This is a genomic window from Bilophila wadsworthia ATCC 49260, assembly GCF_000701705.1.
Taxonomy (GTDB): Bacteria; Desulfobacterota; Desulfovibrionia; order Desulfovibrionales; family Desulfovibrionaceae; genus Bilophila; species Bilophila wadsworthia.
In genome coordinates this window covers 19224-41392 of record NZ_JNJP01000034.1, presented here as the reverse complement: position 1 = coordinate 41392, position 22169 = coordinate 19224, and the positions used below count along the sequence as shown (strand labels likewise).

General features: G+C 56.5%; 28 protein-coding genes and 1 tRNA gene. 13 read left to right on the top strand and 16 right to left on the bottom strand.

What is annotated here, in order from left to right:
- The 7 genes from T370_RS0112465 to T370_RS0112435 form a co-directional block, all read right to left on the bottom strand.
- On the bottom strand, positions 1 to 1631 hold a 1631-nt coding region (locus tag T370_RS0112465), incomplete at its 3' end, for a terminase large subunit (RefSeq protein ID WP_029435912.1).
- Between the two features lie 8 nt (positions 1632 to 1639).
- On the bottom strand, positions 1640 to 2101 hold the full coding sequence (locus T370_RS0112460) for a phage terminase small subunit P27 family (protein ID WP_029435911.1): 462 nt from the start codon (positions 2099 to 2101) through the stop codon (positions 1640 to 1642).
- A 95-nt stretch (positions 2102 to 2196) separates the two neighbouring features.
- A complete protein-coding gene (locus T370_RS0112455) occupies positions 2197 to 2583 on the bottom strand; it encodes an HNH endonuclease (RefSeq protein ID WP_029435910.1) in 387 nt (128 codons plus the stop codon).
- Entirely contained in the window at positions 2573 to 3073 is a 501-nt protein-coding gene (locus T370_RS0112450; protein ID WP_034506397.1) for a phage holin family protein, read from the bottom strand. Before T370_RS0112450 ends, T370_RS0112455 begins: the two co-directional genes overlap by 11 nt.
- A gap of 2 nt (positions 3074 to 3075) precedes the next feature.
- Positions 3076 to 3336 carry an Rz1-like lysis system protein LysC gene (gene lysC / locus T370_RS0112445; RefSeq protein WP_051643834.1) on the bottom strand — a complete coding sequence of 87 codons (261 nt, stop codon included), beginning with the start codon at positions 3334 to 3336 and terminating at the stop codon, positions 3076 to 3078.
- Entirely contained in the window at positions 3269 to 3628 is a 360-nt protein-coding gene (locus tag T370_RS0112440) for a DUF2570 domain-containing protein (RefSeq protein ID WP_029435907.1), read from the bottom strand. Before T370_RS0112440 ends, lysC begins: the two co-directional genes overlap by 68 nt.
- Positions 3625 to 4200: a glycoside hydrolase family 108 protein gene (locus T370_RS0112435; protein WP_051643833.1), complete on the bottom strand. Its 576-nt coding sequence runs from the start codon at positions 4198 to 4200 to the stop codon at positions 3625 to 3627. The genes T370_RS0112440 and T370_RS0112435 overlap by 4 nt, the downstream gene beginning before the upstream one ends.
- A 204-nt stretch (positions 4201 to 4404) precedes the next feature.
- Between T370_RS0112435 and T370_RS0112430 the strand changes: the two genes are divergently transcribed.
- A complete protein-coding gene (locus T370_RS0112430; protein WP_029435905.1) occupies positions 4405 to 4593 on the top strand; it encodes a type II toxin-antitoxin system HicA family toxin in 189 nt (62 codons plus the stop codon).
- 59 nt (positions 4594 to 4652) lie between these two features.
- On the top strand, positions 4653 to 5093 hold the full coding sequence (locus T370_RS0112425; RefSeq protein ID WP_029435904.1) for a type II toxin-antitoxin system HicB family antitoxin: 441 nt from the start codon (positions 4653 to 4655) through the stop codon (positions 5091 to 5093).
- Between the two features lie 12 nt (positions 5094 to 5105).
- On the opposite strand, the gene T370_RS0112420 is transcribed toward T370_RS0112425, so the two are convergent.
- From T370_RS0112420 to T370_RS0112395, 6 genes are all read right to left on the bottom strand, one after another.
- The gene (locus T370_RS0112420) at positions 5106 to 5348 is read right to left on the bottom strand and encodes a hypothetical protein (RefSeq protein WP_051643832.1); all 243 of its coding nucleotides are present in this window, start codon (positions 5346 to 5348) and stop codon (positions 5106 to 5108) included.
- The gene (locus T370_RS26095; protein ID WP_282705453.1) at positions 5345 to 5473 is read right to left on the bottom strand and encodes a hypothetical protein; all 129 of its coding nucleotides are present in this window, start codon (positions 5471 to 5473) and stop codon (positions 5345 to 5347) included. The genes T370_RS0112420 and T370_RS26095 overlap by 4 nt, the downstream gene beginning before the upstream one ends.
- A gap of 91 nt (positions 5474 to 5564) precedes the next feature.
- A complete protein-coding gene (locus T370_RS23650) occupies positions 5565 to 6740 on the bottom strand; it encodes a hypothetical protein (RefSeq protein WP_156034421.1) in 1176 nt (391 codons plus the stop codon).
- Between the two features lie 201 nt (positions 6741 to 6941).
- Positions 6942 to 7136 (bottom strand): anaerobic ribonucleoside-triphosphate reductase, encoded by a 195-nt coding sequence (gene nrdD, locus T370_RS0112405; RefSeq protein WP_029435901.1) that lies wholly within the window; start codon positions 7134 to 7136, stop codon positions 6942 to 6944.
- A 10-nt stretch (positions 7137 to 7146) separates the two neighbouring features.
- Positions 7147 to 7497 carry a DUF7694 domain-containing protein gene (locus tag T370_RS0112400; protein WP_029435900.1) on the bottom strand — a complete coding sequence of 117 codons (351 nt, stop codon included), beginning with the start codon at positions 7495 to 7497 and terminating at the stop codon, positions 7147 to 7149.
- The gene (locus tag T370_RS0112395; RefSeq protein WP_051643830.1) at positions 7494 to 9155 is read right to left on the bottom strand and encodes a DNA cytosine methyltransferase; all 1662 of its coding nucleotides are present in this window, start codon (positions 9153 to 9155) and stop codon (positions 7494 to 7496) included. Before T370_RS0112395 ends, T370_RS0112400 begins: the two co-directional genes overlap by 4 nt.
- Positions 9156 to 9494: 339 nt before the next feature.
- On the opposite strand from T370_RS0112395, the gene T370_RS22895 reads away from it, so the two are divergent.
- Positions 9495 to 9878 (top strand): helix-turn-helix domain-containing protein, encoded by a 384-nt coding sequence (locus tag T370_RS22895; protein WP_034506391.1) that lies wholly within the window; start codon positions 9495 to 9497, stop codon positions 9876 to 9878.
- Positions 9879 to 9988: 110 nt separating this feature from the next.
- Positions 9989 to 10396, top strand: a complete 408-nt coding sequence (locus tag T370_RS0112385; RefSeq protein WP_029435898.1) for a hypothetical protein — start codon at positions 9989 to 9991, stop codon at positions 10394 to 10396.
- Here the strand turns inward: T370_RS0112385 and T370_RS25045 are convergent.
- A complete protein-coding gene (locus T370_RS25045; protein WP_156034419.1) occupies positions 10375 to 10671 on the bottom strand; it encodes a hypothetical protein in 297 nt (98 codons plus the stop codon). The genes T370_RS0112385 and T370_RS25045 overlap by 22 nt on opposite strands.
- Before the next feature lie 444 nt (positions 10672 to 11115).
- On the opposite strand from T370_RS25045, the gene T370_RS25040 reads away from it, so the two are divergent.
- From T370_RS25040 to T370_RS0112360, 5 genes are all read left to right on the top strand, one after another.
- Positions 11116 to 11280: a hypothetical protein gene (locus T370_RS25040; RefSeq protein WP_156034418.1), complete on the top strand. Its 165-nt coding sequence runs from the start codon at positions 11116 to 11118 to the stop codon at positions 11278 to 11280.
- Positions 11281 to 11286: 6 nt separating this feature from the next.
- Positions 11287 to 11532 (top strand): hypothetical protein, encoded by a 246-nt coding sequence (locus tag T370_RS0112375; RefSeq protein WP_156034417.1) that lies wholly within the window; start codon positions 11287 to 11289, stop codon positions 11530 to 11532.
- Complete coding sequence (locus T370_RS25530) at positions 11529 to 11693, top strand: hypothetical protein (RefSeq protein ID WP_169739151.1); 165 nt, start codon at positions 11529 to 11531, stop codon at positions 11691 to 11693. Before T370_RS0112375 ends, T370_RS25530 begins: the two co-directional genes overlap by 4 nt.
- Before the next feature lie 202 nt (positions 11694 to 11895).
- Positions 11896 to 12090 carry a hypothetical protein gene (locus T370_RS0112365; RefSeq protein WP_029435896.1) on the top strand — a complete coding sequence of 65 codons (195 nt, stop codon included), beginning with the start codon at positions 11896 to 11898 and terminating at the stop codon, positions 12088 to 12090.
- The gene (locus T370_RS0112360) at positions 12090 to 12380 is read left to right on the top strand and encodes a hypothetical protein (protein ID WP_029435895.1); all 291 of its coding nucleotides are present in this window, start codon (positions 12090 to 12092) and stop codon (positions 12378 to 12380) included. Before T370_RS0112365 ends, T370_RS0112360 begins: the two co-directional genes overlap by 1 nt.
- 357 nt (positions 12381 to 12737) lie before the next feature.
- On the opposite strand, the gene T370_RS0112350 is transcribed toward T370_RS0112360, so the two are convergent.
- Positions 12738 to 12831: transfer RNA gene (locus tag T370_RS0112350), tRNA-Sec, on the bottom strand.
- 1158 nt (positions 12832 to 13989) lie between these two features.
- On the opposite strand from T370_RS0112350, the gene T370_RS0112345 reads away from it, so the two are divergent.
- Positions 13990 to 14778: a hypothetical protein gene (locus tag T370_RS0112345; RefSeq protein WP_005027623.1), complete on the top strand. Its 789-nt coding sequence runs from the start codon at positions 13990 to 13992 to the stop codon at positions 14776 to 14778.
- 78 nt (positions 14779 to 14856) lie between these two features.
- Here T370_RS0112345 and T370_RS0112340 read toward each other — a convergent pair whose 3' ends face one another.
- Positions 14857 to 15327: a YbaK/EbsC family protein gene (locus T370_RS0112340; protein ID WP_005027624.1), complete on the bottom strand. Its 471-nt coding sequence runs from the start codon at positions 15325 to 15327 to the stop codon at positions 14857 to 14859.
- A gap of 159 nt (positions 15328 to 15486) precedes the next feature.
- Between T370_RS0112340 and T370_RS0112335 the strand changes: the two genes are divergently transcribed.
- The 3 genes from T370_RS0112335 to T370_RS0112325 all read left to right on the top strand — a co-directional run bounded on the left by T370_RS0112335 (position 15487) and on the right by T370_RS0112325 (position 22144).
- Entirely contained in the window at positions 15487 to 18885 is a 3399-nt protein-coding gene (locus T370_RS0112335; RefSeq protein ID WP_029435893.1) for a response regulator, read from the top strand.
- Positions 18872 to 20677, top strand: a complete 1806-nt coding sequence (locus tag T370_RS0112330; RefSeq protein ID WP_029435892.1) for a sigma-54-dependent Fis family transcriptional regulator — start codon at positions 18872 to 18874, stop codon at positions 20675 to 20677. Before T370_RS0112335 ends, T370_RS0112330 begins: the two co-directional genes overlap by 14 nt.
- A gap of 711 nt (positions 20678 to 21388) precedes the next feature.
- Positions 21389 to 22144 (top strand): ABC transporter ATP-binding protein, encoded by a 756-nt coding sequence (locus tag T370_RS0112325; protein WP_005027630.1) that lies wholly within the window; start codon positions 21389 to 21391, stop codon positions 22142 to 22144.
- The last annotated feature ends 25 nt before the right edge of the window (positions 22145 to 22169 follow it).

Below are 22169 nucleotides of genomic sequence, written 5' to 3'. Positions count from 1 at the left end.
CCAAGCGCCATGATCGCGGCCACCGCGCCGTCGATCTTGTATTCGTAACGGTCTTTCCGGGGATAGATGTTGTCCTTGGCGTCCGTGAAACAGACCGTGTTGGACATGCACCATGTCAGGACGGGATTTCCGTCATGGCGGATTTTCCCGGCATCCACCAGCGCGATCAGCGTCTTGAAGGGATCGGAGAAGTTTTTCACCGTGGCGCCGAACTCCACCATCGTCAGGCCTGAATCCGCCAGATGCGTCACAAGCTGCGCCGCCTGATACGGGTCATAGGGGCATTCCCGCACCTCAAAACGCTTGGCCTGCTCAAGGATGTGTTCCTCTATGGCGTCGTAATCGACCATCCCGCCGGGCGTGAGCGTGATCCAGCCTTCGGAAGCCCACCCCCGGTAGATGTCCGCATTCTGGGTGGATTCAAGCGCGTCTTCGGGAAGGAAAAAGTCGGCAAACAGCGCATACGTCCCGCCGTCTTCCGGGAAGAGGTATACAACGGCGTTCAAATCGCCCTTGCTGGCGAGGTCAAGGCCCATGAAACAGGGTTTCCCGGCGAAGCGTCCCCGCGACAGGCCGGGCTCGGCGCACTTCTCCCAGTTCGTCATGTTGAAGGCGGCGGCGCGGGCGTTGCACCAGATGTTCAGGTGCTTGGTCTTGAACGTGTTCTGCTTCGAGGGGTTCTGGATGGCCTTCAACTGCTGCGCCAGCAGGTAGTCTTCCATGACGGAAACACCGAAATTCGGGTTCGCCTTCCGCAGTGCCTCGGGGCTCTTCCAGTCGTCCTCGGCGTCGATGGTGTAGACGACGGCAAACAGTTCCTCATCCTGAAGCGTGCGATCAAGAACCTTCCCGGCGCGGAGCCGCATGTCATAGCAGGGGCCGCCAAGGTTGAAGCCCGCCGTGGTGATGACGATGATCAAAGGCTGGCGGCGTGCGCCCATGCCGGTGATCATGGTGTCGTACAGGCGCGGGCTGTCGTGCTCGTGGTATTCGTCAACGATGGCGCAGTGCGGCGACGCGCCGTCGCCGGGATCACCGATCAACGGCTCGAATCTGGACGCGGAGCCGATGAGGTTCATATTCTTGGCGCGGACGTCCACGCCGTAGTGCTCCATGAAGCCTTCGGCGCGCTTGGCCATGATCTGCGCGGGGCCGTACACTTCCCACGCCTGTTTTTCCGTAGTGGCGCCGGAGTACACTTCCGCGCCCTCTTCGCCGTCCGCAACGAGCATGTAAAGGCCCATCGGGGCCACGAAGCAGGACTTGCCGTTCTTGCGCGGCACTTCAATATAGGCTTCCCGGAATCTCCGCAGCCCGTCCTTGGCGCGCTTCCAGCCGAACAGCGTTGAAAGGATGAACTTCTGCCACGGCTCAAGTTTCAGGGTCATGCGCTTGCGCGCCCATTCCCCTTTGACGTGGGGCATCATCTCCTCAAACTTGATCACCCGCTCGGCTGCGGCGCGGTCAAAGAAATACGGAGCGCCGTCAACGCCGTCCCACCTTCCCAGATCGTCGAGCTGGCGCTTGCAGGCGAGGATCACCCACTGGCACGCCAAAATCCGCCCGGCGACAACATCGCGGGCGTACCGAAGCGCGGCTTCAACGTGGGGATATGTCGGTTCCTTTGCCATGGTGTTTCCTACAAGGCCGCGAAGCCCTTTTTCTCGCCCGTCTTTTTCTTTGCGCTGACACGGGTACGGCTGCTCGGGGACATGCCGAACTCGGTCAAATACTTGTGCATCAGTTCCAGCGACTTGTTGGCGATACCCACCAGAGGGTTCTGGATGATATTGCCGTTTGATGTCGTTTCCGTGAGCTTCATGGTGCCGTCGATGTTGCGGAGTTGCTCTTCCGCCTCAACCCACCGTCCATAGGCCTGGCAGTAGGCCGCCAGTGCCGCCCGGTCGATGGTGGACAGGATGCCGAGTTCATACAGTTCGAGCGCCAGCCGTTCCCATTCCTCCCGCGCTTCCGGCGACAGGTGCGGCGGCGCGTCGGGGATTTCCGGGTCCGGGGTTGGCTCATCCGGGTTCATCCGGCATTTCTGCAGCGTCCCGCGAACCATTTTCAAATGTGTCGGCAACGGCTTACGTCCCGCCATATCCCGGTTGACCCCCTCCCCCCATTTTGCACAAACAAAAATCCACCTGCCCTATGCGGTCTTCCGGTGGTAGCACCAAACATTTGATCCCCCCCTCATCGTGTCACCGCACGCCCGCCGTTCTCCCGGACGGTCTTGCGACTGTGGCAGGCATGGCAGAGGGGTTGCAGGTTGCTCCGGTCGTCCGTCCCGCCGTCGGCTCTGGCCACAATGTGGTCAACGTCCGTCGCCGGCACGATGCACCCGGCCTTGCGGCACTCCCGGCACAACGGTTCATCCATAAGGATCTGCGCCCGCAGCTTCCGCCACCTCGCACCGTACCCGCGCCGATATGCGCTCTCCCGCTGGCTGTCCTGTTCGGCCTTCCACTTCCTCGCCCGCGCTTCCGCCGCGTCCTTGTGCTTCGGGCAGTAGCCGGACGGATCGCGGGTAAGCTCATGGCATCCGGCATGGCGGCACACCTTGAGCGATCTAGGGGGCATCGTCGTCCCCGCCCACGGCCTCATCCACCCGCCGCTCCACCTTCCGCTTGCTGCGGAGAAGCACCCGCCGCAACAGGTCCGGCACGGGGATGCCGAGCCGCTGCATGTGGGCAATGACGGATACGGCGTCCGTAATGATCAGGTAGGCAATGAAAAGGTTCAGCAACGGCATGTCGAACCCGCCGAAAGACCGGGAAAGGCTGGCGTTGACCACGCCGACAATCAGCAAGTAAAGGCAGTAGGCCGGGAACTTGAGCGCCCCGTGCGCCAGCATCCGGCAACGGAAATGCCTGCGTCGCACGGCGTCCGCCAGCCCAAAGGCAAAGTCGGCCACCAGCATGGCCCCAAGCATCCACAACAGATAGGCGTCCCCGCCGAACAGCGAGACGACGCCGGCGACGCACGAACCTATGACGGCCTTCTCAGGCCACAGGGCCAGCAGGCTTTGCGTGTAGTAGGCAAGCCCCTCCATCGGGGCGGGCGGCTGCATCATCATTCCTTCCCGGCTGCGGCCCGTATCGCCGCCTTGTCCGCATTGCACGCGCCGAGCGCGGCTTGCCAGTCAAACACATGCCCCACAAGGTCGAGGTTCGTATCCCCGGCCAGCACGGGCGCGGGCGTCGGCTCGGTCAGATACACGGGTACTTCCTCCCGTATGACCAACGGAACCGCCGCCACTTCCCGCCTACCGGAACAGCCCGAGAACAGCGGGAGGCAAAGGAGTAGAACCCCAATCGCCAGCCTCTTCGTCATTCCGCATTGCCTCCCGCAGCTTGCGCCGCTGTTCGTCCCTGTCCCGCGTGAGCGCCTTGATCGTGGCGTCCCGTTCCGCCGCCGCAGCTTCCGCCGTGGCCTTCTCCGCCGCCAGTTCCCTGACTGCGGATTCTCCGGCCTGCGCTGCGGCCTTCCATGTAGCGGCGTCCTGCCGGGCTTCCTGCGCTTCCGTCCGGGCCGTGTCGCGTTCCGTTCGTAAGGTGAGGACGTACACACCAAGCCCAATAACGAAGAGGCCCAGCGCCCCGGCCAACACCGCCCGCCGGTTCATTCCGCAATCCCCCACCGCGCGGCCAGCCGTTCGACCAGCGCCCGGCAATCAGAAGTACGGTTGAGCCAGCCGCGCAGGAACGCCGCGGACTTCGGCTTCTTCGCCACGAGTCCGCGGTACCACCGCTCACGCTCCAAGAGCATAAAGGATGCCAGCTCGCGCTGATTGCAGGACGCCGCAGCCGTCAGCGTGTTCCGCCCGACGATGCCGTCCACCCCAACGCGCAGGAGCCGTTGCAGCATCCTCGCCGCACGCGGGACACCCGCATTGACGGCGAAGTCATAGAAGCACACCGCGACCAGCGGGGGCATTTCCCCGGCACGCGGCCTGTCCCAGAAGTGACGCTTGAAGATGTCGCGGGCCGTATCCTTGGTGACGGCCAGCACATCGTCCCGATCAATATCCCCGTCGCCGTCAATGTCCCCTTCCCAGAGATCAAGCTCCTTCAGGAACATGAGGCTGACGCCGTACATGGTGACGCCGCCCGGATCATCCGGATGGTCAAAGTATCCTCCCTCCCACTTGGCGACATGGGCATGGGCGGCTTCAAAGACTTCCTGTTGGTTTGGCATAAAAACGCTCCCGCACTGAAAGATGGCAGGAGCGTAGCACGGGCTTTTGTGAAGCCGCTGGCACAAGCAGGCACAAGCAGGGAGAGGCAGGGGAAAAGGGGGTTGACGAAATTTCCCCCCTTGCATGATGAATAATTTTTATATAATTTTTATTGACAAAAGAATAAAAATTACATAATTTATCTTTAACGAAAGGGGGACGGAATGACCAGTAGGGAAATCATCAAACGGCTTGAAGAAGATGGCTGGTATCATGTGAAAACGACAGGAGATCATTACCAGATGAAACACCCTACCAAGCCGGGAAAAGTCACAATCGTCCATCCGGCAAAAGATTTCAGTATCGGGACGTTAAGAAGCATTGAAAAACAAAGTGGGGTGAAATTGAGGTAGCTGAGGGAGGGGGAAAACCTCCCTCCCGCCACAATTTCAACCCGCACAGGAGAAAATATATGTATTATCCGGCCACATTTACACCGCACACTGACGGAACGGGACGCTATGATGTGACCTTTGCCGATTTGCCCGGCTGCGTATCGCAGGGGGCATCCCTTGAGGACGCTATCCGCATGGCGCAGGAAGCCTTGGGGCTTCACATCGGCAGTATGGTTGAAGACGGCGATACGCTTCCTGAACCCTCAAGCCTTGAAGGGGCACGGAGAAAGGACGAACAGGAAGCAAAGGAAGAAGGATACGCAATCCCTGACGGAACCCTGTATCAGTTCGTAGTCGCTGACGTGAAAAAGAAGGAAGCGGCACCGATCAGACTATCCATTTCACTCAAGCCCGTCATCGTCGAGCGTATCGACAGCGTGGCCGCAGAGCTTGGGCTTACCCGTTCCGGGTTGATCGCCGTCGCTACCCGCGAGTATTGCAACCGTATGCAGGCATAAACCGCCCTGCAATCAATAACCGGAATCCCCCGCACTGCCGGGGGATTCTTTGCTTCTGGCCTCCTGCCACAGATAAAGCCGGTTCAATTCCGCCCTGTATCGGGTGATCTCCCCTTTTTCATCACGATCAACGACTATCGGGGCATCCGCCGCAACCCATTTCCGCACCTGCTCACAACCGACGCCGAACGCCCGGCAGATTTCCGACATGCTCCGCAGCACCACGGGGACATAATTGACGGACACCGGAATCACAGGCCGCTCCCGTACTTTTGGCGGTTCATCCCCTGCTCATAAACCTTGAGGCCTTCCTGCATCCCCCACCTGTACGCCGCCACGCCCACGGCAGCCCCGCACAAAAAGACTATCCCGAAAATCATCCTTGCCTCCTCTTCCCCGCCGACGCGCCGCCACTGGCGCATCAAATTGCAGCGACAGCGCCACCATACGCGACTGGCTTCTCAAAATCCATCATGCCGGAACACATACCGCGCCTTCCATGCTCTCGGCCATATCCAGCAAGAACTGCGGGACGGGCAGGCCCCGCGAACGCCGGATTTGGAAAAGCCCTTTCAAACCATCCCGCCACCGGGAATCCTCCTCGGCGGTCATGCGGGAAGTCCGGCGCGTGGGCGGCATGGCTTCAAGCCTTGCCCGTTCCGGCGTTCCGGGCGGGGGTAGAGGCCTCCCTTCCGGTATGGGCGGCGCGGCGGGCACTCTCACCTTTGCGCCCTGCCCCTCATGTCGGACGGTAGCGCACCTCCCGGCATCAGTACGGGCTCTATCCTCGCCGTCCGCAGGCGGCAGGGAAGAAGCCCCACCAGCCTCAAAATCCTCCCACCGCCGCCCTTGTAACCAGTTCTCGGCGTACATGCGTATCCTGCCTTTCACCCTTGCGGCCAATTCTTCATGCTCCGCAGCCGCAGCACTGGCGGCGCGGATGATGACGGGCACCAACTCAGGGGCCTTGCGCGTAGCCGCAAGCCACATATCCGCCGCTTCCGCCTTCCCGCGCCGGTAGCCGTAGGCATCCCAGAACGCCTCGAAGTCGGCAAGAGCCTGCCCGGAAAGCCGACGCCCTTTTGCCGAGACGTAAAAAGCCTGTCCGCCGTCAACGCCGCTCCGCGACGGGCGACGCGGGACAGGGGCAACGCCCTGAACCGCCGAAGGCTTGCCTTCCGGTTCCGGTACGGCCTCCCTTCCCCCTCCCGATGTGCCGGGCAAAGGTACGGCTTCCCCCTCTCCCATCGCATCGGGGAAAGCGCCCTCACTCACAGCCGCATCGTCCGATGCGGAAGAGAGTTCTTTTCTTGCCTTCTTATATTCTTTGATCGTGTCGGGCGGTTGTAAAGCTGGTTGTTCAGACGGTTGTTCAGCAGATGAACAACCAGCTTTACAACCGGAGGCATCCAATGACTGATACCGCGCCCAGTTCGTCACCGTGATCAGCGTGTACCTGTTCCCAACACTGCGCCGGGTCAAGAATCCATCCTGCTCCAGATCATCAAGGATAGACAAAAGCGTCGTTCGACTGAGCTGGCATTCCTCGGCCAGATACGCACCGGAAAAGGCGAACTGCCCGGCCTTCAGCTCGTCGCCGCGATAGTAGCAATCCTTCCATGCCACTTTGAGCAAAATGGTCAACATGACCCCGCGATGCAAGGCCCCCCGGCTCCACGCCCGGCTATCCTCGGCACATCGCCAACACTTGATAAAGCCGCGATACATCTTACACCGCCTTTCCCTTGACTCTCTGCTGCAGAATCAGCATACTGAACTCCTACGCGATTGGGATGCACTGCATCCCGTATTTCATGGCCTCGCCGTCTGATCCACGGCGAGGTCTTTTCATTCCGCCGGAACAGCCGCGGGCGTCATGCTCATGTGCTTCACCCTGTCCCGCACCTCTGCCCGTTTCGCATTGTTGAACCGCTCCACAGTCCCAACCAGATACCCGGTGATCCGCCGGATGCGCTCAAACTTCACGCCCTCGCCCACCTTGCCGTCGATAATCGGCAAATGGCTCCACTCTTCCCTCTCCATACTCGGCGATTCAGGCATAATTCCCCTCCCACGGTGTCCACAGGTGCATCGTGTATTCGTGCATGTTGATGTGATCGTCGGCACGGGGGATGATGTGAAAGGCGTCCACATCCCGCCCCATGAAAGCCGTCTTCACCCGCTTCAGGTCGTCCCATGATGGAAGGCGTCCCCTGCGGCTCACCGCGACGTGAAGAAACCGCTCCCCACCCTCGAACGTGTCCAACGAAACGGTTACCCTCATGCTGGTTGTGATGTGTGCATAGGCCATCACACCGGCAAGGACTCCCAACCGTTTCCAGCCAGACGGCGCGGGAAGCGATAACGGCCTGAACTCGCGCACGTCCTGTATTTTGCAGATCATACCCTCGCCTCCATTCCCGCCCGGCGCGGCGGCAGATACGCCAGCAACGGCAAATGGGGCTTCGCCTCTTGCGCCCATGTTCCCGGCCCGTTGGCCGTAACCAGCGCGGCGACGAACTGCGGCGGAACGCTGTTCCCGCACATCCTCACCTGCGCCGTTTTGCTGATCGGCTTCCCGCCGCACTCCGGCGCGATGACGTATGTGTCGGGGAAGCCCTGCGCCCGGTACAGTTCGCGGGGGGCCAGCATCCTCATGGCGATGTCGACGATCCGGTAGACGACGCCCCGGATTACGATCTCGGCCTCGGCGTCCGGCCCGATGACGCCCCACCGCCGCAGCCAGTCCAGCGTCTGGGCGTACCGTGCGCCGTCCGCATCCAGTTCGGCGCACACAAGGCCCATGCGATCCTTGGCCGTGACCGTGTGCAGCGGCGCGCCGGCGTCACTCCCGCCGCCTGTCCCGTAGTATTTGATCAGCGTGGCCGTGGTGAGCGCATGGTGCTGGCCCTGCGCTGATACCGTCCTCAGCGGCTCGTCAACCGGAGCGCCGATATTGGCGCCGCGCATCTTGACCATGCTGGCCGTCACCAGCATGTCATGATTGGATTGCGTGATCGTAGGATGCGGCGCTTCTACCGTCTGCCCTACGGAGTTGCCGAACTGCCGGGACAGTATCGGGGCCGTTAGAAAGTGATGGTTCCCGGTGGCCACGGTAGGCACCGGGACGCCCAAACCGCTTGGAGCGTGCCCCGTGGTGTTCGTCATCAACACGGGTGTTGCAACTGCGAACCCCGGCGACTGTGTGACGGTTCCAAGCGGGGCATCAATCGTCTGCCCCCTGAAACAACGGTATGTCCCATCCCGCGTCGTGTGGTTCGCGCTGACGATGAACGGTTCCCCCGCTCCGAGCACATACCGTCGGATGCCTTCGGCGATGCGCCGTTGCGTGGCTTCGGCCAACGGTTTGCTTCGGACGAAAATCGACCGCGCCGGGGCAGTCCAGTCCACGCATTCCGCAGCCGTCCGATACGGCTTGAGTTTTCCGGAGAGGACGCCTGGCGAGTCTTTGGGGCCGTGCGTCGGTTCAGGCCAGACCACCGGGCGGCCGTCACGCCGCGCCACCACGAAAAGCCGTTTCCGCGTCGTCGGCGCGCCATAGTCGCAAGCCCGGAGTTCCCGCCAGTCAACGCGGTAGCCGAGCCGCCGCAGCCGCCGAACCCACGCCCGGAACGTCGCCCCGGCCTGTGCCTTGATCGGCTGGCAGTGGGCATCAAGCGGCCCCCACGTCTGGAACTCTTCCACGTTCTCCAACGTGATCAGCCTCGGGCGCACCTCTTCCGCCCACCGCACGACGACCCACGCCAGATCCCGTATGTGCTGCGAACGTGGTTTCCCGCCCTTGGCTTTCGAGAAATGCGTGCAGTCCGGCGAGGCGTGCAGCACGTCGACAGGCTGGCCGCCCGTCGCGTACAAGGGATTGACCGCCAGCACGTTGGCGCACAGGTGCAGCGTGCCGGGATGGTTCGCGGCGTGCATGGCCAACGCCTCCGCGTCGTGGTTGATCGCAATATCAGGCGAATGCCCCAGTGCCCATGTCAGGCCTGTACTGGCCCCGCCGCCACCCGCGAAGAGGTCGATGATCAGGCCGAGGCCGGACATGGTCGCGCCTCGGTTGATGCGGTTGAGGCATCTTTGCCCTCCGCAGACGGCTGTTGGGAGAGCCGGAGCATCGCGGCGCGAAGGGCATCAGCATTACTCGAGTGCATATCTTGCCTCCGCCCAGTAAGCACATGAGACACCGTAGCAGGAGAAACCCCCGCCTCAAGACAAAGCCTACGGACGGAGCATCCTGTAAGCCGAATGAATTCCGTGAGTTCAGAAACAATTTGTGCTTTCATGAATTTGATAATTACAAAAGTAATCAAAATGGTCAATTCATTTTTTCCACGATTCCACAAGGAAATAGATACGACTGTAGCCATATGATATGGAATAACCATGAAAGAATCATTGTTTGAATCGACCATGCGCCGCACTAAGGAAATTATCCAAAAAAATGGAAGTATCCGAAGTGTTGCAGAAAAATTGGAAACCAACCCGTCTACGATTACTCGTTGGTTTGCCGAGGAAGGCCGCGCCCCTCGCTTTGATGCACTCGCAAAAATTTTTGAATTCTTTTCAGTAGAAATTGTCTTTCCCGGTGAAAATCAAAAAAGAGATGAAGTACGACAACTCGAAGAAAAAATTGAAGCACTGTTGAAAGACCTACATTCTACCGAAAAAGAGCGGGATGCTTTAAAGGCTCAGGTCGAAATTCTAAAAGAAATTATACGCCCAGCTCAACCTACTCTGAATGAAGAACCCAAGGAAAAGAGCGCATAGAATGCCCCTATCTCCGCGAGATAAGGCGCGAACGGCTACCTTCCGGGTGCGTGATCATCTATGTTGAGTACAAATGAAAATCCCCGCCGGAGCGGGGAAAAGGAATAGCGATGGTGGATGTGGTTTCTGGGATCATTGAGCTGGCAAAAGCATCACCAATAACCTTGTTTCCAAAAGTTTTCATTGATATTACAAAACATGAAATAACGAAAAAAGGAACCTCCTGTTTCTATATCGATATTTATAATAACAATGCCTATCCTATTTGTATAAAAGAAGTCAAAACTAATCTAGATATAACTTGGTATGAAATGCTTCCATTTATTGATCTAGATCGTGACTATGACGATCATTTCATTAAAACATCCGCTCCTCAATCATTACCACTCGATATAAATGAAAAAGAAAAAAAGGATATTGTCCTCTTCTTCAAAGGTACAAACAAAGAAGTTTCTTTTGAAGCAAAACCTACCAATATGAGAGAGGGAAATCCCATCTATATTTTACATATTAAATAAATATTTATCAAACCAATAATAATCAAAATTATTTTAATAAAAAATAGCTCTCGTTTAAATAAGTATTGATAAAAACTAGCTTTTGATTGTATTGTATTTAACACTCTATCGCGTTCTATCTTTTCGATTCCAATATTAACGATATTTTTAAATTTCTTTTTTTCATCTTCTGTGAGCTTCCCCCCTTTAGCATGAATACCAAATAGGCTGTAACCGTCTTCTGTAGCGCGGCATATTTTTTCTAGCGTCAATTCAGGATTTTCTTTTTTGCCCATCTCCTTTCCTCCCCGCCCCTCCTCGTGAGGGGCTTTTTTGTGTTCAAATTACGAATATCTCCTTCAGCTAAAAAATTTTATGCTGACTGTTTACTTTTAGCAACATTTTCATTGACATAAATGTTTACTTTTGTAATTATTCACACACGACAAGTAACACCACAAAAAACGCCATTCCCGGCGATCCTTGATGAACACAATGGACAATGATGTGCCTGTCCTCCCGGCGGCGGTCGCCGGGGTTCCGAGGATCGCCGGGAGGGACGACCGATAAACGTTAGGGTGCGTTGGCAACGACAGGCGTTGCCAAGCAATCGGGCTCTCCCGGGCGGCGGGCTGCGTAGCAAAGGCGCAGACAGTCAATCCCGCCGCCCCGTCAAAAAACAAAACGCCCCCGGCGCTGGAGCAACAGCGCTGAGGGCAAACATCCAAGAGAGGACACTCATGGATGCACAAAGACCTTACTCACAGGCTCGGCAGAGTGTCAACACCGGGGATCGGCGCTTTTCCCTCATCTTCAACCGCAGGGAATTTGCCGAGGTCATGTACTGGATCAAAAGCCAGTGTCCCGGCGGCAAGATGGCGGAACTTCTCGAAAAATGGGCGTGATGAAACATGAACGGCAGACCAAAATGTCCTGTTTTGGAAGAAATTTTCCCCGGCCAGCGTTTCTACTACCGGGCGAAAATCGGCGGCGAACGTCAGCTTATCAGCGTGACCGTCGCAACGTTTCCATACTCCAAAGATTACGGGCAGGGCCGCGAAACCCTCTATGTGAACGTCTACGGCTACGGCTGGTCGGGAAGCGTCCCGGTCAAGAAGCTCATGGAACGGAAGAGGATAAATAAGGTGCAGAAATGAAACAGCAGACCAAAGAAAAAAACTTCGCCCAGATCAACGGCTCCTGCAAAACAGCACCACTGGCCGGGAACTTCAAGAAAGAACCCTGCCCCCGGTGCGGCACCGTCCACAGCCTGCGCGAGTGCCCTTTCTGCCGCTTCCGCAGGGGGGCAAACCGATGACGTGGACATGGGCATGGCACTGGCTCCGCTTCCTCGCGCTGACGCTCGGCGGGGCCGCAACCCTTTTCATCGTCGGGCTGATTGCCATTGAAGCCGTCCGGCTGCGGCGGGCGCTCCGTGAAAAGGCACTCACCCGCCGGATAGACCGCCGACAGGAGGCCTATCCCGACCACCATCAACGGCGGAAAAATCGAGGTGAACAATGGCTGAAAAGATCTCTGAATTTACCTGCCTCGTCCGTGATATGCGCGAAGCCCAAAAGCTCTACTTCGATACGCGGGACAAGGCCTATTTGAAGAAAGCAAGGGAGATCGAAAAACGGGTGGATGACGAACTGCAAAAGACTTTCGGGTGGATCAAAAACCGCCAGCCGGCACCACAGGGGAGGCTGCTCTGATGTTCACGCTTCCAATTCCCCGCCGCGTGCGGACATGGCTGATACGGATTAAGGGCGTGGCCAGACTTGAGCACAACCCCACCGTCGACGCCTCGGAACTCTGGAACCGGACGGCCACCCCCGAAACCCTTGCAAAGCTGGCAGGGATGGCGTTGAAGCTGGCCAGCGTCCCCGACTGCCCATACCACAAACAGCATACCCTATGCCGATATGAAACCGGGGACGTCCCGAACTGCACAGAATGCCGCCTGCAATGGGCGTTTAAAAGGAGTGAAGATGGAAGCGAATAGAATTGACAAGGTGGTGCGGCAACTCTCTAAGGAACTCCCGCCTCTTTTTAGTAGAACGGAAGTTCCCAAGCTTATTCCAGGCGTCATCGCTTATCGTTCTCTTTGCAACCTGAGTTCCGAAGGAAGCGGCCCACCCTCTATCATGGTAGGAAAAAACGTCTGCTATGCGCGTGAAGATTTCGTCTCATGGCTAGCGAAGAGGATGAAACCGGGGAAGTCTATTGTAGACGTTTAATAGCATATTACCACACGTCACCTCAGTTTACCGGGCTTCGCGGGATAAGAGCGGGATAAATGTTCCACCAAAGAAAAAAATCCGACTTCATTAACGAAGTCGGATTTTATTTTATTCAATGATGGCGGAAACGTATAGGAGTCGAACCTACCAACGACCTTTCGACCGTCCACCAGTTTTGAAGACTGGGCGCCACACCGGTGACGAAACGTTTCCCTAAAGTTCGCTTATTTTTAAGAGGATATCATATCCTGTTCTTCCGTCAACAGTATCTGTTTTACTTGTAATATCAATATATTAATACAAAAACACAACACTGAAAGGAATTGGAGAGGACCTACTGCACGTTGCCCGAATAAAATGAAGCACTCCAGGCATGAGATCACTGTGCTAACGGGGCAAGCATTGCCGTATGTTTTTTCTTGAACAGTGAAATAATTACATAAAAAACAATGTGACTCGCTCCGTTTTAGCCCCCCAGAATCAGATCTTCTCCTGTCTCCTTCTTGTCAGGCCGCTCTTGTGATTTCCTCGGGCTCCCACCAAAGGGCTGTGATGCTTCTTTGCGCATGAACCGGCGCCGCGTGGCGTTACATTTATCATTCCTCTCACGCATCCCCAATTTGCATCTCTGTCCAACACTTTTTCCTATTCATTACATTTTTTTCATGGTGAAATATAATATGATTTTTTATTTACAACGTAAATAGGCTAAATATGATTTTTTAAAAATAAACAATACTATTTTTAGCATACTAAATACTATTATTAGATTTTATGATTTAAATTTAACATTATTATCTATAAAATAGAAGAATTATTCAAAAGCAAATTTTTTATTGCTTAACATATAACAATAAATCTGTAATATTAAGAATTTTTTACTGCAACTATACCATCTACATTTGTGTGCTCTGTTTACTATATAGAATCTTTTTCTATACAAATGAAATTGCTAACATGCCATGTTCTCCTATTCAAAACGAACACTCCTGATCCGTCATCAAAAAACAATTTTTAGAAAAACGATCTTATGGACAGATATTACTCAATTAAAAGAGTTGTCATTGTGTTTTGCCCTTCATCTTTGATAAGGCAATCATCATTAACATCCTTTGTGGAATACGTATTTCGTCAATACTTATACAGAGATACAATGAAAACAATACGATTTTCAACAAGACACTTTATATAGAATCCTAGTTCTATACATGTTTTATTTAACGTTTTGACAATCCTTTTCCCTTGTTTAATATAAAAAGACTTCTGGAATCACTTCATTGAATACAAAAAAGATTTGAAAAGCAATTTTCTTTTCGTTTTATTAAGATACGAGTTTATACATCTACAGTATAAAAAGACAAAGAGGCGACCATGAACCATACGTCTGAGGAACTCTTTTCCGTTTTTTTTTCGACCGTTTTTGAATCCTCCTGCATATCGGACTTTACGCAGAAAATGGCCTCCTTCTTTAAGCGATACATGCCTGTATCCGCCGTATATATTTCTTTTTTTGAGAAAGATACCATCTTCAAAGTAGCTGAGTATGCTGACTATTCAAAGAACCCCTTCCCAGATCAAATTACCATACCGGAAGACACTCTCAGGCGCATGTATATAGAAGATAATTTCTTTACCGGGGACGTTCATTCCATAAAAAACTTTACGGGTGAAGAAACCTGCGTATTTTCTGAATTCAGGAACAGTATTTTCAACAACGAAGAGTCTTCCAGCATCTATATTCCTCTCAAACATCATGTCCTTGAAGGCATCCATATTTACATGTCCATATACAGCATCGGAAAGAACAGATATTCACAAGAAGCCATCGATATCTGTTCATTCATACAGCCGATGCTTATAGATACCTTCAACAGTATTCTCCTCTATAACGACATGAATGCGCTGAAGCACTCTTTTATTGCGGAAAGACATCCCTCAGCGAACAAGAACATCAAAGAGAAATATGAGCTTTCATCAAGCGGAGATGCCTTCCCCACGCTTGACACGATCATCATAGACCATATCAAGATGGCCATCGCAAAGGCCAACGGGAAAATTGCCGGGCCTGACGGGGCCGCAAACTTGCTTGGGTTGAACACAAGCACCCTGTGGTCCAAAATCCGCAAGTACAATATTGATCCCAAAACGCTTACCGAATAAGCCCCAACCCTGCACACGAGAAAAGCCAATCCATACGGATTGGCTTTTCTCGTGTGCAGGGCCTGCCAACAACGCCGCCTACTCGGCCTCTTGCTTACAGACGTCAACCCATGTCCCGCCGGTTACACGTTCCAAATCGGCGAGCGAAAGGCATACCGCATTGTTCGGGGCCCCCGCTGCCGGATAGACGGGATCGAAGGCCTTAAGGCTGAGGTCAAGAAAAACCCGGACACCTTCGTTTACGGCAAAGGGGCAAACACCGCCGATGGGGTGTCCGATGAGCGATTCCACTTCTTCTCCCTGCGGGAATTTCGCCTTTTCCTTAAACTGATCCTTAAATTTCCGGTTGTCGATCCGTGCCGTACCCATCACCACAATAACAATAGGCCCTTCAGCCGTCTTGAACGACAACGTCTTGGCGATGCGTCCGGGTTCGCATCCGGCTGCGGCGGCCGCCAGTTCAACAGTGGCGCTGGACGTGGCGAACTCGCGGTATCCGTCAAGAACGCCAAAAGCCTCAAGCTGTCTCTTCACTTCATCAATACGCATTGTCTCATCCTTCTTATAGCTATGCCGGGCTTCGGGAAAACACGCTCCCCCGCCACCATAGTCAACCGAAGGCGCAACGACAAGATGCCCTCTCGACCTTACAGCGCATCTCTGCCATACTGGTGTTCCTTCCTGAGCCGTTTTCTCTGCGAGACGTTTATGCGTATTTTTGTTTTCCTCGGCACCATACTCGTCATATTCATCCTGTTTACAGGGCATGTGCTGCTGGTCACGAAGGACGCGCCGGACGACAGCTATCTCCCGTCGCTGGAATCGTCCATCAGTATGCTCTCGCCCATGACGGCCATGCCTCAGCTGTTCACCCCCAAAGAACAGACATGGATAGATGAACACCCCGTCATTACCGTAAGCATGACCCCAGCCTTCATCCCTTTGTCCGATTCCAAGCAGCTCAACGCCTATGCGGGCATCAGCCTTGACTATCTGCGGCTTCTTTCCCGCATCATCGGGATCCAGTTCCGCATAGAGCCGCAATCCAACTGGACAACGGCGCTCGAAGACGCCAAGCAGTGGCGGACGGATTTGTTCGCCATGGTGGAACCGACGCTTGCCGTCGACGCAAACCTGCTCCTTACCCGGCCCCATATTTCCCTCCCCGGCATCATCGTGATCCATGAAAACGCGCAGCACGCCACCAGCCTCAAGGAGCTCGCCGGGAAACGGGTTTCCGTCGTATACAGGCATTACTGGCACAATTACCTTGAAAGCCGTTATCCCGACATCATCCTGGACCCTGTCAGCAATCCCCTGCAGGGGCTGTTCCGGGTCATGTCCGGGCATTCCGACGCGCTGGTCGACTACAAGGCCAGCGTCCTGCCCAAGCTGGAAGACAACACGCATCTGCGGCTTCAGGCGACCTCGACCATCCCCGCCCAGAGCGGCCTGTCCATCGGCGTGCGCTCGGACTGGCCCGAACTGCACAGCATCCTCTCCAAAGCCCTGTACCAGATCCAGCCTCCCGAGCGGGAACTCATCAACAACCGCTGGCTCAGCCGCCAGCCTTCGCTCCACCTTCCCCCGCGCACATTCTGGACCAGCCTGCTCGGCATTGAAGTCGTCCTGTCCGTCCTGCTGCTGATCATTTTCTGGAATTTCCAGCTCCGGCGCAAGGTTGAGGAACGTACCAAGCGGCTGGCCGCCGAACTGGAAAAAAGCGCTAAGGCCGAGGATCTCCAGCGCCTCAACACCGAGCTCCAGCAGGCCATGAAGGCGGCCGACGCCGCCACGGAAGCCAAAAGCCGTTTCCTCGCCAACATCAGCCATGAAATCCGCACGCCGCTGCACGGCATCATTTCCTTTACCGAATTAGCCTACCTGAAAAACAACCCGCTGCCGCGCAACCATCAGCGCACGATTCTGGACCTGTCCTACGCCCTGCTCGACATCGTCAACGACACGCTGGACTTCTCCAAGATCGAAGCGGGCGAAATGGACACGGACACCGCCCCGTTCATGCTTGATGAAGTGATCCTGCGCGTTTGCGATATGACCATGCGCGGCAGCATGGCGCGTGAGCTGGAATGCCTGATCGACATCGATCCCTCCACGCCTTTGGCGCTTCTCGGCGATGCGGGGCGCTTGCAGCAGATCCTGACCAACCTGATGGGCAACGCCGTCAAATTCACGCCTCCGGGCGGGCGCATCCACCTGCAGGTCCGGCACGGCGGCAACCTCCACCTTTCCGAAAACCAGAATAAGGCGCAATTCCTGTTCTTCGTGCACGACACCGGTGTCGGCATCGCCCCGGATCAGCTGCCGCAGCTGTTCCAGCCGTTCAAACAGGCCGACTCCTCGCTGACCCGGCGGCACGGCGGCACGGGCCTCGGCCTGAGCATCGCCCGGTATATGGTCGAAAACATGGGCGGGGAAATCTGGGTCGAATCGGAAGTCGGGCAGGGAAGCACGTTCGCGTTCTCCATACGGCTGGCGCTTCAGGAACAGGTGGAAGTGCTCGGCGGCAATACCTTCATGGATCTGCAGGCGGTCGTGGTCAGCTCGTCGGATACGGGCGTCAGGGTCATGCGCCGCACGCTGGAGGCACTCGGCATCCAGTGCCAGAGCCACATCGCCAGCAGGGTGGGCCCGCTTTCCGTCCTCGCCTCGCTGGGGAAGGAGCCGCTCAGGCCGGATCTCATCATCATCGATCGCCTGCTCGGCGATGGGGACTGCCCCCCGGCCCTGCGCCTTGCGGCGGAGCTGCAGCTGCGCTGCGCCGCCCCGGTCCCGCTTGTGCTTGTGGGCGGCCCGAGGGAAGGCCTCGCCATCTCCGAATTCAAGGACAAGCCCTATCCCGTCGAGGTCATCCCGGCCATCACCGTGCGCTGCGTCCGCTCCACCCTCCGCAAGCTGTTTGATCGGAAAAAAGCGGGCTTCAGGGGGCCACGCCCGGCGCAGTCGCCGGTCACGCCGGATCTGTCGTCCGTGCGCATCCTCGTAGCCGAGGACAACCCCGTCAATCAGGAGATCATGTCCGTACTGCTCGAAGAAACCCGCGCCCAGCTCAAGATGGCCGGCAACGGCATCGAAGCCCTTGCCCTGCTGGAACGCGAGGCTTTCGACCTCATGTTCCTCGATATCCAGATGCCGGACATGGACGGCTACGAAACCATCAAGATCATGCGGGAACGCGGCTATGTCCTGCCCGTCGTCGCGCTCACGGCCCATGCCATGCAATCCGACAAGCAGCGCTGTCTGGATGCGGGGATGGACGCGTACCTTTCCAAACCGTTCAAACAGGCGCTGCTCTTCGACACCATCCATAGCCTGCTCCCCGAGTACTACCGGGTTCCGGAAGCGCAGGCCGAAAGTCCGGCGCGGCCTTCCGTGCCCGATGCGGAATCATGGGCGTTTCTGCCCCCCTGCTTCTCGCTCGAGACCGTGATCCAGACAGGCCTGTCGCCGCAGCAGTACCCCTCCATCCTGCAAAGTTTCGCCAGAAACCACGCGCAGGATGCCGCCCTCTTCCGCCATGCCGTCCGCACCCATGACTGGGAATCCCTCCGCGAACGGGCGCACGCCCTCAAGGGGGCTTCGGCCAATCTGGGAGCGCTGCATTTGCGGGATATGGCGCGCACGCTGGAACTGGAAGCGCAATCGCAACTGGACAAGGGCTACCCCAATGCCGCCTTGTCCACGCTCCAGGGCAGGCCGCTCGCCGCACTGCTCCCCGAGCTGGAAGAGGCCCTCGGCGAGGTCCTTGAGGCCGCCGCGAAGCTGTGCCCGTCCGACAAGGAAACGAAACCCGCGGACGGCCCCTCGGCCATTGCCTCCAAACCCAAACTCGACATCGCCAAACTGGGCACCTATTATAATGATCTGGTCGAGGCCCTCCTCCAGGCCGCGCCCGGGCGCATCCGCATTGCCCTGGGCAGCCTGCTGGTGATTTGCAATGCGGACGAATATCCCTTACTGCACACCCTGAAAATGCATGTGGACAATTATGACTATGAAGCTGCTCTGACCGTTTTGGAAAGGATCCGCCCTTCCCTGTTCTCGAGCAGCGCCCCAAGTACGGAGCCTTCCGATGCAGCCCAATAAACCTGTCGTTCTGGTCGTGGATGACGATCCCGTCAATCTGGACATCCTGGTCCAGACCCTCGAACAGGACTATTTCCTCATCATCGCCAAGAACGGAAAGCGCGCGCTGGATTTGGCCTTCAGCCATCACCCCGATCTCATCCTGCTGGACATCCTCATGCCCGAGATGGACGGCTTCGAAGTCTGCCAGCGCCTCAAGGCGGACAAAGAAACCGAGGGCATCCCGGTGATCTTCCTGTCCGTGATGGAATCGCCCGGCCAGAAGCACCGGGGGTTCGAAGTCGGCGGCGTCGACTATGTGACCAAACCTTTCCATGCCGACGAAGTGCTGGCCCGCGTCCGCACCCACATCACCAACAAGCGCCTCCGGGAGGAGCTCGAAAGCCACAACATGCTCATCGGGATGGAGCTGCACGAGAAAAGCCGCCAGCTTGAAACCCTGATGAACAACCTTCCCGGCCTCGCCTATCAGGGCGAGCACTCGCCGGATCGGAAGGTCCGCTTTGTCAGCCAGGGGGTCACCCGCCTTACCGGGTATACGCCGGAGCATTTCATGGGGCCGGACGGCATGGGGCTGCTTGCCCTCGTCCACCCGGACGACAGGGCGCACGTCTCGGAAACGCTGGAAAACGCGCTCAGGAAGAAAGAGCCGTTCGAACTGACCTACCGGATCATCACCTCATGGAATGAGGAAAAATGGGTCTGGGAGCAAGGCGCGGGCGTCCATGCCGGAGGCGCGGGGGAACAGGCCCCCCTCCTTGTGGAGGGCTTCATCAACGACGTGACCGAAAAGCAGAAGCAGGACAACACGATCCGGCAGGAAAACAAGGAGCTGCGCGAGCGCCTCAAAGCCCGATGTTCAGGCGACATCGTGGGCAATTCGCCGCAGATCACCGCCGTCTTCGATCTCATCGCCAAAGCGGCGGCCGTGGACGACAACGTGGTCGTTTACGGCGAATCGGGGACAGGCAAGGAACTGGCGGCCCGGGCCATCCACGACGGCAGCTCCCGGTATCAGCAGCCCTTTGTGGCGGTCAACTGCGGGGCCATCCCGGAAAGCCTCTTTGAAAGCGAGCTGTTCGGCTACAAGAAGGGCGCGTTCACCGGTGCGGCGGCCGACAAGAAAGGGTATCTGGATCAGGCCGACGGGGGCACGCTTTTCCTCGACGAACTGGGTGAAATCAGCCTTATGGGGCAGGTGAAGCTGCTCCGCGCCATCGAGCACGGGGGTTTTACGCCTGTCGGCGGCGCCCAGATCCACCGCCCGGATGTGCGCATCATCGCGGCTACGAACCGGGATCTCCTCGAACGCGTCAATGAAGGGGCCATGCGCCGCGACTTCTACTACCGCATCCACGTCATCCCCATCCATCTCCCGCCGCTGCGGGAGCGCAAGGCGGACATCCCCCTGCTGGTGGAGCATTTCCTGAAGGCTTACCCGAGCAACAAGCGCTTCGAGTACATGGACAGCGAGATGCTGCACGCGTTCATGCTCTATGACTGGCCCGGCAATGTCCGCGAGCTGCAAAATGTGCTCTACCAATACCTGAGCCTGGGGACGGCGCGGCTGGGCGATACCGTCATCGGCGAGACCACCGCACAGGCGGCCGCTTCCGAAGCCCCGGAAGATTCCCTGACGCTGGCGGAAGCGCTTTCCCGTTTCGAGAAGGTCTACCTGCTGAACGCCTTGAAGAAGAACAACTGGAAACGCGGACCGACGGCGGACAGCCTCGGTATGGACAGGCGTACCCTGTTCAGGAAAATGAAAGATTTCGGCCTGGAAAAAGAATAACGCCCGCACGCTGCAATCCACGCCCCGATCCGAGCGCCTCCCCCAGTAAAAAGGGAGGCGCTTTTCCGTTTGAGGGCCGCAGAAAAAATGTCGCATTTCTGTCCCATTTTTTCGTGCCCTCTTGGGGACTGAACGCTTCCAAAGGCAGTTCCATTCGTTCTTTTTATCTCAATCATGGTTTATTATACGGGATTTTTTTCCCAACCATGACGGGGAGAGTGTTGCCGGCACAGTATTTATACATATATCATATTGGAATACCACGTTTTATAATTTGGGATGTTTTTGTCCCAAAAAAAATCCTCCCCATTCTCTTTTTGGGACATTTTGATCCTATTTTTCCGAAGCCCCAACGCAACCTCTGAGGAAATAGAGCTTTTTTGCTCTTTTTTTCTTTTTTGAGCATCATCCCTATTCCCCTCAAATAAAAGCCTTCTTTACTCCAGAAACGTAGGTAGGAAGCGTTTTTTTGAGGCTAGGGCCCTACCTCTGGCACCATCTTTGCTCATTAGAGAACAAGATTGGAGCCGAAAGCACAACTTGTGAGGGAGCAATCCCTTGCCTACGTGTCCGCCTCCACACAGGGTCCAGAGGCAGCGCTTCAGCCAATGTATGGACCAGCGTACGAGGTCCATGAATTGGCCAAAGCGCGTTCCTCCCTAGGAGGCGGCACCAGCGTGTTCGCCCTGAAAAAAGACAAAGGAGCCACCAGTGCCCACCACCCCAGAATCACGCATCAAGATTCAGGTGAATAACCTCACAAAACGGTTTGGGGATCTGACCGTCCTCGATGGGATCAACTTCAACATCAAAGAAGGCGAGCTCCTTGCCATCGTCGGCCCCACGGGCTGCGGCAAAACCACCTTCTTGAACACCCTGTCCAAGCTGATGCCCGCCACCGAAGGCGAGATCCTCATCGACGGGGAAGAAGCGAACCCCAAGAAGCACAACATCTCGTATGTGTTTCAGGAACCGACCTGTCTGCCTTGGCGTACCGTCCGCGAAAACGTGGCTTACGGCATGGAAGTCAAGGGCGTCGGCAAAGAAGAACGTGAAGCGCGCGCGACCCAAATCATGGATCTCGTCGGCCTGTCCTCCTGCGCCGACCTGTACCCCAACCAGGTTTCAGCCAGTATGATGCAGCGTATCGCCGTTTCGAGGGCGTTCGCCGTGAATCCCGACCTGCTGCTGATGGACGAACCGTATGGACAGCTCGACGTCAAGCTGCGTTTCTACCTTGAGGACGAGCTGGTCAATATCTGGAAAAAGCTCAACAGTACCGTTCTGTTCGTGACGCACAACATCGAAGAGGCGGTTTACGTTGCTGAACGTATCCTGGTGCTGACCAACAAGCCCACCAAGATCAAGGCGGAAATCCCCGTGGATCTCCCCCGCCCCCGCAACCTGATCGATCCCAAGTTCGTGGAGCTGCGCAAGCAAGTCACCGAACTGATCCGTTGGTGGTAACCCAGGTTGGACGAGGCTCGCCTCT